Source organism: Escherichia sp. E.sYA108 (assembly GCF_011754335.1).
Lineage (GTDB): Bacteria > Pseudomonadota > Gammaproteobacteria > Enterobacterales > Enterobacteriaceae > Escherichia > Escherichia coli.
This window is the reverse complement of sequence record NZ_JAAQVZ010000001.1, coordinates 4,938,486-4,957,216: the sequence shown is the minus strand read 5'-3', so window position 1 is coordinate 4,957,216 and position 18,731 is coordinate 4,938,486. Positions and strand designations below refer to the sequence as shown.

At 49.5% G+C, this 18,731-nt stretch carries 12 protein-coding genes, 1 tRNA gene, 3 rRNA genes and 1 pseudogene; 13 read left to right on the top strand and 4 right to left on the bottom strand.

What is annotated here, in order from left to right:
- Positions 1-2 precede the first annotated feature (2 nt).
- The 5 genes from hemG to rrf all read left to right on the top strand — a co-directional run bounded on the left by hemG (position 3) and on the right by rrf (position 5,936).
- Positions 3-548, top strand: a complete 546-nt coding sequence (gene hemG, locus HBM92_RS23670) for a menaquinone-dependent protoporphyrinogen IX dehydrogenase (RefSeq protein WP_000853959.1) — start codon at positions 3-5, stop codon at positions 546-548.
- Between the two features lie 377 nt (positions 549-925).
- A 16S ribosomal RNA gene (locus tag HBM92_RS23665) occupies positions 926-2,467 on the top strand.
- 85 nt (positions 2,468-2,552) lie between these two features.
- Positions 2,553-2,628, top strand: a tRNA-Glu gene (locus HBM92_RS23660).
- A gap of 193 nt (positions 2,629-2,821) precedes the next feature.
- Positions 2,822-5,725, top strand: a 23S ribosomal RNA gene (locus HBM92_RS23655).
- Between the two features lie 95 nt (positions 5,726-5,820).
- Positions 5,821-5,936 (top strand): 5S ribosomal RNA (gene rrf / locus HBM92_RS23650).
- Together the 16S, 23S and 5S rRNA genes with 1 tRNA gene alongside form the textbook arrangement of a ribosomal RNA operon.
- Before the next feature lie 104 nt (positions 5,937-6,040).
- Here the strand turns inward: rrf and mobB are convergent.
- A complete protein-coding gene (mobB, locus tag HBM92_RS23645; protein ID WP_000907613.1) occupies positions 6,041-6,568 on the bottom strand; it encodes a molybdopterin-guanine dinucleotide biosynthesis protein MobB in 528 nt (175 codons plus the stop codon).
- Complete coding sequence (mobA, locus tag HBM92_RS23640; RefSeq protein WP_001052151.1) at positions 6,550-7,134, bottom strand: molybdenum cofactor guanylyltransferase MobA; 585 nt, start codon at positions 7,132-7,134, stop codon at positions 6,550-6,552. Before mobA ends, mobB begins: the two co-directional genes overlap by 19 nt.
- A 69-nt stretch (positions 7,135-7,203) precedes the next feature.
- Here mobA and HBM92_RS23635 point away from each other — a divergent pair, with 69 nt between their 5' ends.
- The 4 genes from HBM92_RS23635 (at position 7,204) to HBM92_RS23620 (ending at position 10,764) form a co-directional block, all read left to right on the top strand.
- Positions 7,204-7,473 (top strand): YihD family protein, encoded by a 270-nt coding sequence (locus HBM92_RS23635; RefSeq protein WP_001295263.1) that lies wholly within the window; start codon positions 7,204-7,206, stop codon positions 7,471-7,473.
- A gap of 76 nt (positions 7,474-7,549) precedes the next feature.
- Entirely contained in the window at positions 7,550-8,536 is a 987-nt protein-coding gene (gene srkA, locus HBM92_RS23630; RefSeq protein ID WP_001065497.1) for a stress response kinase SrkA, read from the top strand.
- 16 nt (positions 8,537-8,552) lie between these two features.
- Entirely contained in the window at positions 8,553-9,179 is a 627-nt protein-coding gene (gene dsbA, locus HBM92_RS23625) for a thiol:disulfide interchange protein DsbA (RefSeq protein ID WP_000725344.1), read from the top strand.
- Between the two features lie 154 nt (positions 9,180-9,333).
- The gene (locus HBM92_RS23620; RefSeq protein ID WP_001327313.1) at positions 9,334-10,764 is read left to right on the top strand and encodes a YdgA family protein; all 1,431 of its coding nucleotides are present in this window, start codon (positions 9,334-9,336) and stop codon (positions 10,762-10,764) included.
- Between the two features lie 40 nt (positions 10,765-10,804).
- On the opposite strand, the gene HBM92_RS23615 is transcribed toward HBM92_RS23620, so the two are convergent.
- Positions 10,805-11,737, bottom strand: a complete 933-nt coding sequence (locus HBM92_RS23615) for an acyltransferase (RefSeq protein ID WP_001443189.1) — start codon at positions 11,735-11,737, stop codon at positions 10,805-10,807.
- 363 nt (positions 11,738-12,100) lie between these two features.
- Here HBM92_RS23615 and polA point away from each other — a divergent pair, with 363 nt between their 5' ends.
- Positions 12,101-14,887 carry a DNA polymerase I gene (polA, locus tag HBM92_RS23605; protein ID WP_000249989.1) on the top strand — a complete coding sequence of 929 codons (2,787 nt, stop codon included), beginning with the start codon at positions 12,101-12,103 and terminating at the stop codon, positions 14,885-14,887.
- Between the two features lie 381 nt (positions 14,888-15,268).
- Here polA and yihA read toward each other — a convergent pair whose 3' ends face one another.
- Positions 15,269-15,901 carry a ribosome biogenesis GTP-binding protein YihA/YsxC gene (yihA, locus tag HBM92_RS23600; protein ID WP_000183349.1) on the bottom strand — a complete coding sequence of 211 codons (633 nt, stop codon included), beginning with the start codon at positions 15,899-15,901 and terminating at the stop codon, positions 15,269-15,271.
- 296 nt (positions 15,902-16,197) lie between these two features.
- Between yihA and HBM92_RS25540 the strand changes: the two are divergent.
- From HBM92_RS25540 to hemN, 3 genes and pseudogenes are all read left to right on the top strand, one after another.
- Positions 16,198-16,364: pseudogene (locus HBM92_RS25540) on the top strand (hypothetical protein).
- 118 nt (positions 16,365-16,482) lie between these two features.
- Positions 16,483-16,992, top strand: a complete 510-nt coding sequence (gene yihI, locus HBM92_RS23595; protein ID WP_001305065.1) for a Der GTPase-activating protein YihI — start codon at positions 16,483-16,485, stop codon at positions 16,990-16,992.
- Between the two features lie 188 nt (positions 16,993-17,180).
- The gene (gene hemN / locus HBM92_RS23590) at positions 17,181-18,554 is read left to right on the top strand and encodes an oxygen-independent coproporphyrinogen III oxidase (protein WP_000116098.1); all 1,374 of its coding nucleotides are present in this window, start codon (positions 17,181-17,183) and stop codon (positions 18,552-18,554) included.
- The last annotated feature ends 177 nt before the right edge of the window (positions 18,555-18,731 follow it).

Below are 18,731 nucleotides of genomic sequence, written 5' to 3'. Positions count from 1 at the left end.
ACGTGAAAACATTAATTCTTTTCTCAACAAGGGACGGACAAACGCGCGAGATTGCCTCCTACCTGGCTTCGGAACTGAAAGAACTGGGGATCCAGGCGGATGTCGCCAATGTGCACCGCATTGAAGAACCACAATGGGAAAACTATGACCGTGTGGTTATTGGCGCTTCTATTCGCTATGGTCACTACCATTCTGCGTTCCAGGAATTTGTCAAAAAGCATGCGACGCGGTTGAATTCGATGCCGAGTGCCTTTTACTCCGTAAATCTGGTGGCGCGTAAACCGGAGAAGCGTACTCCACAGACCAACAGCTACGCGCGGAAGTTTCTGATGAACTCGCAATGGCGTCCCGATCGCTGTGCCGTCATTGCCGGGGCGCTGCGTTACCCACGTTATCGCTGGTACGACCGTTTTATGATCAAGCTGATTATGAAGATGTCAGGCGGTGAAACGGATACGCGCAAAGAAGTTGTCTATACCGATTGGGAGCAGGTGGCGAATTTCGCCCGAGAAATCGCCCATTTAACCGACAAACCGACGCTGAAATAAGCATAAAGAATAAAAAATGCGCGGTCAGAAAATTATTTTAAATTTCCTCTTGTCAGGCCGGAATAACTCCCTATAATGCGCCACCACTGACACGGAACAACGGCAAACACGCCGCCGGGTCAGCGGGATTCTCCTGAGAATTCCGGCAGAGAAAGCAAAAATAAATGCTTGACTCTGTAGCGGGAAAGCGTATTATGCACACCCCGCGCCGCTGAGAAAAAGCGAAGCGGCACTGCTCTTTAACAATTTATCAGACAATCTGTGTGGGCACTCGAAGATACGGATTCTTAACGTCGCAAGACGAAAAATGAATACCAAGTCTCAAGAGTGAACACGTAATTCATTACGAAGTTTAATTCTTTGAGCATCAAACTTTTAAATTGAAGAGTTTGATCATGGCTCAGATTGAACGCTGGCGGCAGGCCTAACACATGCAAGTCGAACGGTAACAGGAAGCAGCTTGCTGCTTTGCTGACGAGTGGCGGACGGGTGAGTAATGTCTGGGAAACTGCCTGATGGAGGGGGATAACTACTGGAAACGGTAGCTAATACCGCATAACGTCGCAAGACCAAAGAGGGGGACCTTCGGGCCTCTTGCCATCGGATGTGCCCAGATGGGATTAGCTAGTAGGTGGGGTAAAGGCTCACCTAGGCGACGATCCCTAGCTGGTCTGAGAGGATGACCAGCCACACTGGAACTGAGACACGGTCCAGACTCCTACGGGAGGCAGCAGTGGGGAATATTGCACAATGGGCGCAAGCCTGATGCAGCCATGCCGCGTGTATGAAGAAGGCCTTCGGGTTGTAAAGTACTTTCAGCGGGGAGGAAGGGAGTAAAGTTAATACCTTTGCTCATTGACGTTACCCGCAGAAGAAGCACCGGCTAACTCCGTGCCAGCAGCCGCGGTAATACGGAGGGTGCAAGCGTTAATCGGAATTACTGGGCGTAAAGCGCACGCAGGCGGTTTGTTAAGTCAGATGTGAAATCCCCGGGCTCAACCTGGGAACTGCATCTGATACTGGCAAGCTTGAGTCTCGTAGAGGGGGGTAGAATTCCAGGTGTAGCGGTGAAATGCGTAGAGATCTGGAGGAATACCGGTGGCGAAGGCGGCCCCCTGGACGAAGACTGACGCTCAGGTGCGAAAGCGTGGGGAGCAAACAGGATTAGATACCCTGGTAGTCCACGCCGTAAACGATGTCGACTTGGAGGTTGTGCCCTTGAGGCGTGGCTTCCGGAGCTAACGCGTTAAGTCGACCGCCTGGGGAGTACGGCCGCAAGGTTAAAACTCAAATGAATTGACGGGGGCCCGCACAAGCGGTGGAGCATGTGGTTTAATTCGATGCAACGCGAAGAACCTTACCTGGTCTTGACATCCACGGAAGTTTTCAGAGATGAGAATGTGCCTTCGGGAACCGTGAGACAGGTGCTGCATGGCTGTCGTCAGCTCGTGTTGTGAAATGTTGGGTTAAGTCCCGCAACGAGCGCAACCCTTATCCTTTGTTGCCAGCGGTCCGGCCGGGAACTCAAAGGAGACTGCCAGTGATAAACTGGAGGAAGGTGGGGATGACGTCAAGTCATCATGGCCCTTACGACCAGGGCTACACACGTGCTACAATGGCGCATACAAAGAGAAGCGACCTCGCGAGAGCAAGCGGACCTCATAAAGTGCGTCGTAGTCCGGATTGGAGTCTGCAACTCGACTCCATGAAGTCGGAATCGCTAGTAATCGTGGATCAGAATGCCACGGTGAATACGTTCCCGGGCCTTGTACACACCGCCCGTCACACCATGGGAGTGGGTTGCAAAAGAAGTAGGTAGCTTAACCTTCGGGAGGGCGCTTACCACTTTGTGATTCATGACTGGGGTGAAGTCGTAACAAGGTAACCGTAGGGGAACCTGCGGTTGGATCACCTCCTTACCTTAAAGAAGCGTACTTTGCAGTGCTCACACAGATTGTCTGATAGAAAGTGAAAAGCAAGGCGTCTTGCGAAGCAGACTGACACGTCCCCTTCGTCTAGAGGCCCAGGACACCGCCCTTTCACGGCGGTAACAGGGGTTCGAATCCCCTAGGGGACGCCACTTGCTGGTTTGTGAGTGAAAGTCACCTGCCTTAATATCTCAAAACTCATCTTCGGGTGATGTTTGAGATATTTGCTCTTTAAAAATCTGGATCAAGCTGAAAATTGAAACACTGAACAACGAGAGTTGTTCGTGAGTCTCTCAAATTTTCGCAACACGATGATGAATCGCAAGAAACATCTTCGGGTTGTGAGGTTAAGCGACTAAGCGTACACGGTGGATGCCCTGGCAGTCAGAGGCGATGAAGGACGTGCTAATCTGCGATAAGCGTCGGTGAGGTGATATGAACCGTTATAACCGGCGATTTCCGAATGGGGAAACCCAGTGTGTTTCGACACACTATCATTAACTGAATCCATAGGTTAATGAGGCGAACCGGGGGAACTGAAACATCTAAGTACCCCGAGGAAAAGAAATCAACCGAGATTCCCCCAGTAGCGGCGAGCGAACGGGGAGGAGCCCAGAGCCTGAATCAGTGTGTGTGTTAGTGGAAGCGTCTGGAAAGGCGTGCGATACAGGGTGACAGCCCCGTACACAAAAATGCACATATTGTGAGCTCGATGAGTAGGGCGGGACACGTGGTATCCTGTCTGAATATGGGGGGACCATCCTCCAAGGCTAAATACTCCTGACTGACCGATAGTGAACCAGTACCGTGAGGGAAAGGCGAAAAGAACCCCGGCGAGGGGAGTGAAAAAGAACCTGAAACCGTGTACGTACAAGCAGTGGGAGCCTCTTAATGGGGTGACTGCGTACCTTTTGTATAATGGGTCAGCGACTTATATTCTGTAGCAAGGTTAACCGAATAGGGGAGCCGAAGGGAAACCGAGTCTTAACTGGGCGTTAAGTTGCAGGGTATAGACCCGAAACCCGGTGATCTAGCCATGGGCAGGTTGAAGGTTGGGTAACACTAACTGGAGGACCGAACCGACTAATGTTGAAAAATTAGCGGATGACTTGTGGCTGGGGGTGAAAGGCCAATCAAACCGGGAGATAGCTGGTTCTCCCCGAAAGCTATTTAGGTAGCGCCTCGTGAATTCATCTCCGGGGGTAGAGCACTGTTTCGGCAAGGGGGTCATCCCGACTTACCAACCCGATGCAAACTGCGAATACCGGAGAATGTTATCACGGGAGACACACGGCGGGTGCTAACGTCCGTCGTGAAGAGGGAAACAACCCAGACCGCCAGCTAAGGTCCCAAAGTCATGGTTAAGTGGGAAACGATGTGGGAAGGCCCAGACAGCCAGGATGTTGGCTTAGAAGCAGCCATCATTTAAAGAAAGCGTAATAGCTCACTGGTCGAGTCGGCCTGCGCGGAAGATGTAACGGGGCTAAACCATGCACCGAAGCTGCGGCAGCGACACTATGTGTTGTTGGGTAGGGGAGCGTTCTGTAAGCCTGTGAAGGTGGCCTGTGAGGGTTGCTGGAGGTATCAGAAGTGCGAATGCTGACATAAGTAACGATAAAGCGGGTGAAAAGCCCGCTCGCCGGAAGACCAAGGGTTCCTGTCCAACGTTAATCGGGGCAGGGTGAGTCGACCCCTAAGGCGAGGCCGAAAGGCGTAGTCGATGGGAAACAGGTTAATATTCCTGTACTTGGTGTTACTGCGAAGGGGGGACGGAGAAGGCTATGTTGGCCGGGCGACGGTTGTCCCGGTTTAAGCGTGTAGGCTGGTTTTCCAGGCAAATCCGGAAAACCAAGGCTGAGGCGTGATGACGAGGCACTACGGTGCTGAAGCGACAAATGCCCTGCTTCCAGGAAAAGCCTCTAAGCATCAGGTAACATCAAATCGTACCCAAAACCGACACAGGTGGTCAGGTAGAGAATACCAAGGCGCTTGAGAGAACTCGGGTGAAGGAACTAGGCAAAATGGTGCCGTAACTTCGGGAGAAGGCACGCTGATATGTAGGTGAAGCGACTTGCTCGTGGAGCTGAAATCAGTCGAAGATACCAGCTGGCTGCAACTGTTTATTAAAAACACAGCACTGTGCAAACACGAAAGTGGACGTATACGGTGTGACGCCTGCCCGGTGCCGGAAGGTTAATTGATGGGGTTAGCGGTAACGCGAAGCTCTTGATCGAAGCCCCGGTAAACGGCGGCCGTAACTATAACGGTCCTAAGGTAGCGAAATTCCTTGTCGGGTAAGTTCCGACCTGCACGAATGGCGTAATGATGGCCAGGCTGTCTCCACCCGAGACTCAGTGAAATTGAACTCGCTGTGAAGATGCAGTGTACCCGCGGCAAGACGGAAAGACCCCGTGAACCTTTACTATAGCTTGACACTGAACATTGAGCCTTGATGTGTAGGATAGGTGGGAGGCTTTGAAGTGTGGACGCCAGTCTGCATGGAGCCGACCTTGAAATACCACCCTTTAATGTTTGATGTTCTAACGTTGGCCCGTAATCCGGGTTGCGGACAGTGTCTGGTGGGTAGTTTGACTGGGGCGGTCTCCTCCTAAAGAGTAACGGAGGAGCACGAAGGTTGGCTAATCCTGGTCGGACATCAGGAGGTTAGTGCAATGGCATAAGCCAGCTTGACTGCGAGCGTGACGGCGCGAGCAGGTGCGAAAGCAGGTCATAGTGATCCGGTGGTTCTGAATGGAAGGGCCATCGCTCAACGGATAAAAGGTACTCCGGGGATAACAGGCTGATACCGCCCAAGAGTTCATATCGACGGCGGTGTTTGGCACCTCGATGTCGGCTCATCACATCCTGGGGCTGAAGTAGGTCCCAAGGGTATGGCTGTTCGCCATTTAAAGTGGTACGCGAGCTGGGTTTAGAACGTCGTGAGACAGTTCGGTCCCTATCTGCCGTGGGCGCTGGAGAACTGAGGGGGGCTGCTCCTAGTACGAGAGGACCGGAGTGGACGCATCACTGGTGTTCGGGTTGTCATGCCAATGGCACTGCCCGGTAGCTAAATGCGGAAGAGATAAGTGCTGAAAGCATCTAAGCACGAAACTTGCCCCGAGATGAGTTCTCCCTGACTCCTTGAGGGTCCTGAAGGAACGTTGAAGACGACGACGTTGATAGGCCGGGTGTGTAAGCGCAGCGATGCGTTGAGCTAACCGGTACTAATGAACCGTGAGGCTTAACCTTACAACGCCGAAGATGTTTTGGCGGATGAGAGAAGATTTTCAGCCTGATACAGATTAGATTAACCGGCGACAAGCGGGTTAATGAAACAGAATTTGCCTGGCGGCCTTAGCGCGGTGGTCCCACCTGACCCCATGCCGAACTCAGAAGTGAAACGCCGTAGCGCCGATGGTAGTGTGGGGTCTCCCCATGCGAGAGTAGGGAACTGCCAGGCATCAAATTAAGCGAAAGGCCCAGTCGGAAGACTGGGCTTTTTTGCGTTGGTGCGGAATAAATGCCGGATGCGACGCTGGCGCGTTTGCTCCAGCCTACTCTTGCTTATCCGTCCTGCTTTTGCATCCACTCCACCACAAAATCAGCCAGCCCCTCAACATCATTAATATCCAGTAACGCGACATCAAGATTAAGCGGCACATCACTGGCTACAGCAATAACATGCCTGTCTATCACTAATTCTTCCGGTCGATGTCCGGCTCCATCGCGAAACAGCACAATCTTTGCGATCTCTTCATGCTTAAACCCTTCGACCAGAATCAAATCCAGCTTTGAGGTATCCATTCGACTTGCGAGAAAATGTAGATCCAGCTCTTCTTCGTCTGGTGTTTCCGTCATCAAGGCCCATCGCTGTTGGCTGGCAACGATGGTTTGCGCCGCGCCAGCCTTGCGCAGCTCATAACTATCTTTGCCCGGTTTATCAACATCCATATCATGGTGCGTATGCTTAATCAGCCCCGGACGGATCCCTCTGGCGCATAATGCCGGGATCAATTTTTTCAGCAGCGTTGTTTTTCCGGTGCCACTCCATGCAGCAAAGGCGAGTAACGGTATCATCGTTTTTCCTGCCATCGGGCAAGCTCCTCTGGCGTATTCACGTTTATAAATGCCTCTTTACGATCGCTGAAATCAACCGCATGACCGCCAGCCAGACGCATAAATGCCATAACCCGGCGTTCTCCTGCTTGCAGATATTCCAGTAATAAAGGCTCAATTGCGCGGTTTACCAGAGCAATAGTCGGGTGATCGCGTTCACCGTCGTGGACCCACACGACAGGCGCATCTTTGCGCTGATGAGTAAGCCGGGCGGCTAAATCATGGGGAATGTAAGGCGTATCGCACGGGCAAAACAAAAACCACTCACCCGCTTCCTGCTGCATTACTGAAAGCATTCCTGCCAGAGGACCAGGGTAATCCGCCAGTGAATCTTCAATCACTTTCAGACCGCTTACCTGATAGATTTCCTGATGACGATTAGCATTAACCACGACGTGAGAAAGCTGCGTCATAAGCGCGTCAGCGACATACTGCCATAATGGTTTGCCGTTTAATTCAAGCAATCCTTTATCTACGCCGCCCATTCGTCTGGCTTTACCGCCCGCCAGCACAACGCCTGTTATCATCGTCATCAGATTCACCGATATCGCCTCTTTTATTGTGGGATTGACCCTGCTAACGTGTCTGTCTCAAGAGTAAGGAGCATTACTATGAAATGTAAACGTCTGAATGAAGTTATTGAACTCCTCCAGCCAGCCTGGCAAAAAGAGCCAGACCTTAACCTGCTGCAATTTTTGCAGAAACTGGCGAAAGAGTCAGGTTTTGACGGCGAACTGGCGGATTTGACGGATGACATTCTGATCTATCACCTGAAAATGCGTGATTCCGCGAAAGATGCGGTGATCCCGGGTTTGCAGAAAGATTATGAAGAAGATTTCAAAACGGCGCTATTACGCGCACGTGGCGTAATTAAAGAGTAAAAGCTTGTAAGCGGCGCAACCAAAATCATCGTGAAATGATATCCTTCATCATTCGTAATGTTTTCCGGATGATGGGATGAACAACAGCGCTTTTACTTTCCAGACACTACACCCGGATACCATCATGGACGCTCTGTTTGAGCATGGGATTCGGGTGGATTCCGGTCTTACCCCGCTTAACAGCTATGAAAACCGTGTCTATCAATTTCAGGACGAAGATCGTCGACGTTTTGTCGTCAAATTTTATCGCCCTGAACGTTGGACAGCCGATCAAATCCTCGAAGAACATCAATTTGCGTTGCAGCTGGTTAACGATGAAGTTCCGGTCGCAGCACCTGTGGCCTTTAATGGTCAGACTTTATTGAACCATCAGGGATTTTATTTCGCTGTTTTTCCAAGCGTCGGTGGTCGCCAGTTCGAAGCTGATAATATCGATCAGATGGAAGCGGTTGGGCGTTATTTAGGGCGTATGCACCAGACGGGGCGCAAACAGCTTTTTATCCATCGCCCGACCATCGGTTTGAATGAATATCTCATTGAGCCACGCAAGCTGTTTGAGGACGCTACACTGATACCTTCCGGGTTGAAAGCGGCATTCCTGAAAGCGACAGATGAGCTGATTGCCGCCGTTACAGCACACTGGCGGGAAGATTTCACCGTTCTGCGGCTACATGGAGACTGCCACGCCGGGAATATTCTCTGGCGCGATGGTCCAATGTTTGTTGATCTGGATGATGCACGTAATGGTCCAGCCGTTCAGGATTTGTGGATGTTGCTCAATGGTGATAAAGCCGAGCAGCGGATGCAACTGGAAACTATTATTGAGGCTTATGAAGAATTTAGCGAGTTCGACACCGCTGAAATCGGACTGATTGAACCTTTACGCGCCATGCGTTTGGTTTATTATCTTGCCTGGCTAATGCGGCGTTGGGCTGATCCCGCGTTCCCGAAAAATTTCCCGTGGTTAACCGGGGAAGATTACTGGCTACGACAGACGGCGACTTTTATAGAACAGGCAAAAGTTCTACAAGAACCCCCTTTGCAATTAACACCTATGTATTAATCGGAGAGAGTAGATCATGAAAAAGATTTGGCTGGCGCTGGCTGGTTTAGTTTTAGCGTTTAGCGCATCGGCGGCGCAGTATGAAGATGGTAAACAGTACACTACCCTGGAAAAACCAGTTGCTGGCGCGCCGCAAGTGCTGGAGTTTTTCTCTTTCTTCTGCCCGCACTGCTATCAGTTTGAAGAAGTTCTGCATATTTCTGATAACGTGAAGAAAAAACTGCCGGAAGGCGTGAAGATGACTAAATACCACGTCAACTTCATGGGGGGTGACCTGGGCAAAGAGCTGACTCAGGCATGGGCTGTGGCGATGGCGCTGGGCGTGGAAGACAAAGTCACAGTTCCGCTGTTTGAAGGCGTACAAAAAACCCAGACCATTCGTTCAGCATCTGATATCCGCGATGTATTTATCAACGCAGGTATTAAAGGTGAAGAGTACGACGCGGCGTGGAACAGCTTCGTGGTGAAATCTCTGGTCGCTCAGCAGGAAAAAGCTGCAGCTGACGTGCAATTGCGTGGTGTTCCGGCGATGTTTGTTAACGGTAAATATCAGCTGAATCCGCAGGGTATGGATACCAGCAATATGGATGTTTTTGTTCAGCAGTATGCTGATACTGTGAAATATCTGTCCGAGAAAAAATAATTCAATGTAAATTACATAAAGCCCGTGAATATTCACGGGCTTTTTTTATTATTTAATAAATATAAATACATTCTGATAATGCGTCCTGCTGCTGGACATTATTTCAGCATAAGTGGATATTCAAAGTTTTGCTGTTTTATCAGGGAATATTTATATGATACGTAAGTCAGCTACAGGTGCCATTGTTGCGTTAGCCGTAATCTGGGGTGGTGGCACATGGTACACAGGTACGCAAATTCAGCCTGGTGTCGAAAAGTTTATTAAAGGTTTTAACGATGCTAAAAAGAAAGGTGAACATGCCTACGATATGACGTTAAGTTATAAAAATTTTGACAAAGGCTTTTTTAATTCCCGTTTTCAAATGCAAATGACATTTGATAACGGTGCACCCGATCTCAATATCAAGCCAGGCCAGAAAATTGTATTTGATGTGGATGTTGAGCACGGTCCGTTGCCCATCACAATGTTAATGCATGGTAATGTCATCCCAGCACTGGCAGCGGCAAAAGTGAACTTAGTGAATAATGAGCTGACACAACCGCTATTTATCGCCGCGAAAAATAAATCGCCCGTGGAAGCGACATTGCGATTCGCGTTTGGTGGCTCATTCTCCACGACATTAGATGTTGCCCCTGCAGAGTATGGAAAGTTTTCTTTTGGTGAAGGCCAGTTTACTTTTAATGGTGATGATAGTTCATTGTCTAACCTGGATATTGAAGGCAAAGTCGAAGATATTGTTCTGCAATTTTCACCAATGAACAAAGTAACGGCGAAAAGTTTTACCATTGATTCTCTGACACGATTAGAAGAAAAGAAATTTCCGGTTGGTGAAAGCGAGTCGAAATTTAATCAGGTTAATATTATCAACCAGGGGGAAGTCGTTGCCCAAATCGATGCTTTCGTTGCAAAAACCAGGCTGGATCGCGTTAAAGACAAAGATTATATCAATGTCAATCTGACCTACGAACTTGATAAGTTAACAAAAGGGAATCAGCAACTCGGTAGTGGTGAGTGGTCATTGATTGCTGAGTCTATTGATCCCTCAGCGGTGCGCCAATTTATCATCCAGTATAACATTGCGATGCAGAAGCAGCTTGCTGCACACCCTGAGTTAGCAAACGATGAAGTTGCTCTGCAAGAAGTGAATGCTGCATTGTTCAAAGAGTATTTACCGTTATTACAAAAAAGTGAGCCGACCATTAAACAACCGGTAAGATGGAAGAACGCACTCGGCGAACTAAATGCCAATCTGGATATCAGTATTGCCGACCCAGCCAAATCTTCATCATCCACAAACAAAGATATTAAATCGCTCAATTTTGATGTGAAGTTACCGCTTAATGTCGCCACAGAAACCGCAAAACAGCTTAATTTATCTGAAGGGATGGATGCGGAAAAAGCGCAAAAGCGGGCTGATAAACAAATCAGCGGGATGATGACATTAGGTCAGATGTTGCAGTTAATCACGATTGACAACAATACCGCCTCGCTGCAACTGCGTTATACACCGGGTAAAGTTGTTTTTAACGGACAGGAGATGAGCGAAGAAGAATTTATGTCTCGTGCCGGACGTTTTGCTCATTAAAATACTCACTCGCCTCTGCTCATTCAGAGGCGAGTAAAACTTACTTTTCCTGCCGCTGTGATGACATCAACGATGTCAGAAGCCGGTCTTTTTCCTGCCACAATGAGTTCAGCCATTGCTGAAAATGGCGCTTAAAGCTTTTGTCATTGATGTAGTCGCCATGTAACTCATCGGCAATAGGCTGTAAATCCACATGTACGACAATTCGCGTCAGTTTACCGCTTAACATATCGAAGAACGGCTGACGGTTATTGTCCGGATAACACAGCGTAACATTAAGCAGTTTATCGAATTGTTTACCCAGTACATTTAGCGCCATTGCAATGCCTGCCGCCTTTGGTGGCAACAAGTTTTGAAAAGTGGAGTGGGTTTGCTGATGTTTTTCTTGCGTGAAACGGGAGCCTTCAACGAAATTGACAATAGTGGTGGGATGCAGGCGAAACTTTTCACAAGAACGCCGAGTGGTTTCAACATCTTTACCACGTCGCTCCGGATGACGTAATAAATAAGCGCGGGAATAACGCTTCATAAACGGCATATCCAGCGCCCAGCACGCCAGGCCAAGAAAAGGCACCCAGGCCAGCTGCTGCTTGAGGAAATATTTATTCATCGGAATGTGCTTACGAAACAGCACGCACAGTACGACAATATCTGCCCAACTACGGTGGTTACAAATAAGTAGATACCAGTTCTTCTTACTTAACCCTTCCAGCCCGTGAACTTCCCATTGCAGGTGTGGGTTCAGATGCAGTAATACCGCCAGACCTTCACACCAGCAATACATCATAAAATCACAAAAACGCGAAACCTTTCGCCAAATGACTGGCACAGGTAGCAATAGTTTTACAATCCCGGCAATGATGATCGGGACGGAACAAAAAATAGTGACCAAAATGGTCAATACGATACTCAGCAAAAGGGTTATCGCAGCGAGTATTCTCGTCATAATGAATTTATTCAAAAGGTTAGCCATAGACAGTGCGCTAAAGAAGCGCAAGGCGCAGATTTTAGCAGAAAACGACCCAAATAACGGATGATCCTTAAGGAGAAAAATAATTCATATCTATCCACATTAGAAAAAATCCCATTATCTCAATTATTAGGGATGGCTTTATTTTTAACTGCATGAAAAACAAAGATAAACACCATGCTGTAAAAAGCATGATAATAAATTAAAAGCGATGTAAATAATTTATGCACAAAGTTATCCACATGACGATTTGCGAGCGATCCAGAAGATCTACAAAAGATTTTCACGAAAAGCGGTGAAAAACTCATGTTTTCATCCTGTCTGTGGCATCCTTTACCCATAATCTGATAAACAGGCACGGACATTATGGTTCAGATCCCCCAAAATCCACTTATCCTTGTAGATGGTTCATCTTATCTTTATCGCGCATATCACGCGTTTCCCCCGCTGACTAACAGCGCAGGCGAGCCGACCGGTGCGATGTATGGTGTCCTCAACATGCTGCGCAGTCTGATCATGCAATATAAACCGACGCATGCAGCGGTGGTCTTTGACGCCAAGGGAAAAACCTTTCGTGATGAACTGTTTGAACATTACAAATCACATCGCCCGCCAATGCCGGACGATCTGCGAGCACAAATCGAACCTCTGCACGCGATGGTTAAAGCGATGGGACTGCCGCTGCTGGCGGTTTCTGGCGTAGAAGCGGACGACGTTATTGGTACTCTGGCGCGCGAAGCCGAAAAAGCCGGGCGTCCGGTGCTGATCAGCACTGGCGATAAAGATATGGCGCAGCTGGTGACACCAAATATCACGCTTATCAACACCATGACGAATACCATCCTCGGACCGGAAGAGGTGGTGAATAAGTACGGCGTGCCGCCAGAACTGATCATCGATTTCTTGGCGCTGATGGGTGACTCCTCTGATAACATTCCTGGCGTACCGGGCGTCGGTGAAAAAACCGCGCAGGCATTGCTGCAAGGTCTTGGCGGGCTGGATACGCTGTATGCCGAGCCAGAAAAAATTGCTGGGTTGAGCTTCCGTGGCGCGAAAACAATGGCAGCGAAGCTCGAGCAAAACAAAGAAGTTGCTTATCTCTCATACCAGCTGGCGACGATTAAAACCGACGTTGAACTGGAGCTGACCTGTGAACAACTGGAAGTGCAGCCACCGGCGGCGGAAGAGTTGTTAGGGCTGTTCAAAAAGTATGAGTTCAAACGCTGGACTGCTGATGTCGAAGCGGGAAAATGGCTACAGGCTAAAGGAGCGAAACCCGCAGCCAGGCCGCAGGAAACCAGTGTTGCAGACGAAGCGCCAGAAGTGACGGCAACGGTGATTTCTTATGACAACTACGTCACCATCCTTGATGAAGAAACACTGAAAGCGTGGATTGCGAAGCTGGAAAAAGCGCCGGTATTTGCATTTGATACCGAAACCGACAGCCTTGATAACATCTCTGCTAACCTGGTCGGGCTTTCTTTTGCTATCGAGCCAGGCGTAGCGGCATATATTCCGGTTGCTCATGATTATCTTGATGCGCCCGATCAAATCTCTCGCGAGCGTGCACTCGAGCTGCTAAAACCGCTGCTGGAAGATGAAAAGGCGCTGAAGGTCGGGCAAAACCTGAAATACGATCGCGGTATTCTGGCGAACTACGGCATTGAACTACGTGGGATTGCGTTTGATACCATGCTGGAGTCCTACATTCTCAATAGCGTTGCCGGACGTCACGATATGGACAGCCTCGCGGAACGTTGGTTGAAGCACAAAACCATCACTTTTGAAGAGATTGCGGGTAAAGGCAAAAATCAACTGACCTTTAACCAGATTGCCCTCGAAGAAGCCGGACGTTACGCCGCCGAAGATGCAGATGTCACCTTGCAGTTGCATCTGAAAATGTGGCCGGATCTGCAAAAACACAAAGGGCCGTTGAACGTCTTCGAGAATATCGAAATGCCGCTGGTGCCGGTGCTTTCACGCATTGAACGTAACGGTGTGAAGATCGATCCGAAAGTGCTGCACAATCACTCTGAAGAGCTCACCTTGCGTCTGGCTGAGCTGGAAAAGAAAGCGCATGAAATTGCAGGTGAAGAATTTAACCTTTCTTCCACCAAGCAGTTACAAACCATTCTGTTTGAAAAACAGGGCATTAAACCGCTGAAGAAAACGCCGGGTGGCGCGCCGTCAACGTCGGAAGAGGTACTGGAAGAACTGGCGCTGGACTATCCGTTGCCAAAAGTGATTCTGGAGTATCGTGGTCTGGCGAAGCTGAAATCGACCTACACCGACAAGCTGCCGTTGATGATCAACCCGAAAACCGGGCGTGTACATACCTCTTATCACCAGGCAGTAACCGCAACGGGACGTTTATCGTCAACCGATCCTAACCTGCAAAACATTCCGGTGCGTAACGAAGAAGGTCGCCGTATCCGCCAGGCGTTTATTGCGCCAGAGGATTATGTGATTGTCTCAGCGGACTACTCGCAGATTGAACTGCGCATTATGGCGCATCTCTCGCGTGACAAAGGCTTGCTGACCGCATTCGCGGAAGGAAAAGATATCCACCGTGCAACGGCGGCAGAAGTGTTTGGTTTGCCACTGGAAACCGTCACCAGCGAGCAACGTCGTAGTGCAAAAGCGATCAACTTTGGTCTGATTTATGGCATGAGTGCTTTCGGTCTGGCGCGGCAATTGAACATTCCGCGTAAAGAAGCGCAGAAGTACATGGACCTTTACTTCGAACGCTACCCTGGCGTGCTGGAGTATATGGAACGCACCCGTGCTCAGGCGAAAGAGCAGGGCTACGTTGAAACGCTGGACGGACGCCGTCTGTATCTGCCGGATATCAAATCCAGCAATGGTGCTCGTCGTGCAGCGGCTGAACGTGCAGCCATTAACGCGCCAATGCAGGGAACCGCCGCCGACATTATCAAACGGGCGATGATTGCCGTTGATGCGTGGCTACAGGCTGAGCAACCGCGCGTTCGTATGATCATGCAGGTACACGATGAACTGGTATTTGAAGTCCATAAAGATGATGTCGATGCCGTCGCGAAGCAGATTCATCAACTGATGGAAAACTGTACCCGTCTGGATGTGCCGTTGCTGGTGGAAGTGGGGAGTGGCGAAAACTGGGATCAGGCGCACTAAGATTCGCCTGAACATGCCCTTTTTTCGTAAGTAAGCAACATAAGCTGTCACGTTTTGTGATGGCTATTAGAAATTCCTATGCAACAACTGAAAAAAAATTACAAAAAATGCTTTCTGAACTGAACAAAAAAGAGTAAAGTTAGTCGCGTAGGGTACAGAGGTAAGATGTTCTATCTTTCAGACCTTTTACTTCACGTAATCGGATTTGGCTGAATATTTTAGCCGCCCCAGTCAGTAATGACTGGGGCGTTTTTTATTGGGCGAAAGAAAAGATCCGTAATGCCTGATACGCCATGTTTATCAGGCCAACGGTAGAATTGTAATCTATTGAATTTACGGGCCGGATACGCCACATCCGGCACAAGCATTAAGGTAAGAAAATTATTCGCCGTCCTGCGTTTCTTCTACAGGCTGCATCTCGCTAAACCAGGTATCCAGTTTCTGCCGCAGCTTGTCCACGCCTTGTTTCTTCAGCGAAGAAAACGTTTCAACCTGCACATCACCGTTAAACGCCAGCACCGCTTCACGCACCATATTCAATTGCGCTTTACGTGCGCCGCTTGCCAGTTTGTCCGCTTTGGTCAGCAGTACCAGCACGGCGATATTGCTGTCTACCGCCCACTCAATCATCTGCTGATCCAAATCTTTCAGCGGATGGCGAATATCCATTAGCACCACCAGACCTTGCAGGCTCTGACGTTTTTCGAGGTACTCGCCGAGCGCGCGCTGCCATTTGCGCTTCATCTCTTCCGGGACTTCCGCATAACCGTATCCAGGCAAGTCAACCAGACGCTTGCCGTCAGCCACTTCAAACAGGTTGATAAGCTGGGTGCGCCCTGGGGTTTTTGAGGTACGAGCCAGGCTTTTCTGGTTAGTCAGCGTGTTCAGCGCGCTGGATTTACCTGCGTTGGAACGGCCTGCAAAAGCCACTTCAATTCCGGTATCGGAAGGTAGGTGGCGAATATCAGGCGCACTCATCACAAAATGCGTCTGTTGATAATTCAAATTAGTCAAAGCGGTCGTCTCCATCAGTCAAAGCTTTGCGGCGATTATACCTGAACCATAATAAAAGGCGGATTTTTCGGCGTGAGCGTTGTAAGTAAAAGCCATATGCTTTGTGAGACATTGCCGATAGTCTTTATGCGAAATAGCAGAGAAAATTCTGCGACGCATGTCAAATAAGCTATATAAATCAGTGAATTGCTTTTATATAAAACTCTGAAAATGTGCAAATACTGATGGCGGTTGATTGTTTATTTAAAGCAAAGGCGTAAAGTAGCACCCATAGAGCGAGGACGCTAACAGGAACAATGACTCAGGATGAGGGTCAGGAGCGCCAGGAGGCGAAGACAGAGGATTGTCAGGAAGATAAACGTCCGGAGACGTAATTAAATGGAAATGGAATCAACACGGATTGTTCCGGCTAATGGAAAAACAGGGTGTGTTGGCGGCCTGCAAGGATTGTAAGACCCGTTAAGGGTTATGAGTCAGGAAAAAAGGCGACAGAGTAATCTGTCGCCTTTTTTCTTTGCTTGCTTTCTGTTAGATTCCGCCGCAAATCTATACTGAATAAAACGGCTAAAAGACGAACCATTATGAAACCATCATCTTCAAACTCACGCAGCAAAGGTCATGCAAAAGCGCGTAGAAAAACACGCGAGGAGCTGGATCAGGAAGCTCGTGACCGTAAGCGTCAGAAAAAACGTCGTGGTCATGCGCCGGGCAGCCGCGCAGCGGGTGGTAACACCACGTCAGGCAGCAAAGGCCAGAACGCACCAAAAGATCCACGTATTGGCAGTAAAACCCCTATTCCATTGGGCGTGGCTGAAAAAGTCACCAAACAGCACAAACCGAAGAGTGAGAAACCTATGCTTTCACCGCAGGCGGAGTTGGAGTTACTGGAAACGGATGAGCGTCTGGATGCGCTGCTGGAACGTCTGGAAGCAGGCGAAACTCTGAGCGCCGAAGAGCAATCCTGGGTGGATGCCAAACTGGATCGTATTGATGAGTTGATGCAGAAACTTGGCCTCTCTTATGACGATGACGAAGAAGAGGAAGAAGACGAGAAGCAAGAAGACATGATGCGTCTGCTGCGGGGCAACTAACGGATTGCCGCCGTGGGCCTTCCCGTTCTGCTGATAACCCTTCCGGTTATATGTTATCTGGTGTGGTTATTCGTTAAACTACAGCGGTTGTCGCGGCGACAAAAGTGGCTGCGCAACCGGCTGATGACCCGAAACGGGCATCCGCCGGTACGCCGTAGCCGCCAGAGACGCCATCGGAAGGAGTGAGCATGTCTGTACAGCAAATCGACTGGGATCTGGCCCTGATCCAGAAATATAACTATTCCGGGCCACGATACACCTCGTACCCGACCGCGCTGGAGTTTTCAGAAGACTTCGGCGAACAGGCGTTTTTACAAGCCGTGGCGCGCTATCCTGAGCGTCCATTATCTCTCTACGTACATATTCCGTTCTGCCATAAGCTTTGTTACTTCTGCGGTTGCAATAAGATTGTTACTCGCCAGCAGCACAAGGCCGATCAGTATCTGGACGCGCTGGAGCAAGAAATCGTCCATCGTGCACCGCTGTTCGCCGGGCGTCACGTCAGCCAATTGCACTGGGGCGGCGGAACGCCGACGTATCTGAATAAAGCGCAAATCAGCCGTCTGATGAAGCTGCTGCGCGAAAACTTCCAGTTCAATGCCGATGCGGAGATCTCGATCGAAGTCGATCCGCGGGAAATCGAACTGGATGTACTCGATCATTTACGCGCCGAAGGCTTTAATCGGCTGAGCATGGGCGTGCAGGACTTCAACAAAGAAGTGCAACGTCTGGTTAACCGCGAGCAGGATGAAGAGTTCATCTTTGCACTGCTTAACCATGCGCGTGAGATTGGCTTTACCTCCACCAACATCGACCTGATTTACGGCCTGCCGAAACAGACGCCGGAGAGTTTCGCCTTTACCCTGAAACGCGTGGCGGAGCTGAACCCCGATCGTCTGAGCGTCTTTAACTACGCGCATTTGCCGACCATTTTTGCTGCTCAGCGCAAAATCAAAGATGCTGACCTGCCGAGTCCGCAGCAAAAACTCGATATCCTGCAGGAAACCATCGCCTTCCTGACACAATCGGGCTATCAGTTTATCGGTATGGATCACTTTGCCCGTCCGGATGACGAGCTGGCGGTGGCCCAGCGTGAAGGCGTGCTGCATCGTAACTTCCAGGGCTACACCACTCAGGGCGATACCGATCTGCTGGGGATGGGCGTTTCCGCCATCAGCATGATTGGCGACTGCTACGCGCAGAACCAGAAAGAGTTGAAGCAGTACTATCAGCAAGTGGATGAACAAGGCAATGCGCTGTGGCGTGGTATTGCGCTAACGCGTGATGACTGTATTCGCCGCGATGTGATTAAGTCGCTCATCTGCAACTTCCGTCTGGATTACTCCCCTATTGAGCAACAGTGGGATTTGCTCTTCGCTGATTACTTTGCGGAAGATCTCAAGTTGCTCGCCCCGTTAGCAAAAGATGGGCTGGTGGATGTGGATGAGAAGGGAATACAGGTGACGGCGAAAGGTCGCTTGCTGATCCGCAACATTTGCATGTGCTTTGATACCTATCTGCGCCAGAAAGCGCGGATGCAGCAGTTCTCTCGGGTGATTTAAATTGTGAATGGCGCTTCGTTTACAAAGTAGAAAACGAAAGCGCCATCAATGTGCTGAGAACAAGATTGCCTGATGCGCTACGCTTATCAGGCCTGCAAAATCTGTTGAAATTATTGCTTTTGTAGGCCGGATAAGGCGTTTACGCCGCATCCGGCAATCAACGCCTGATGCGACGCT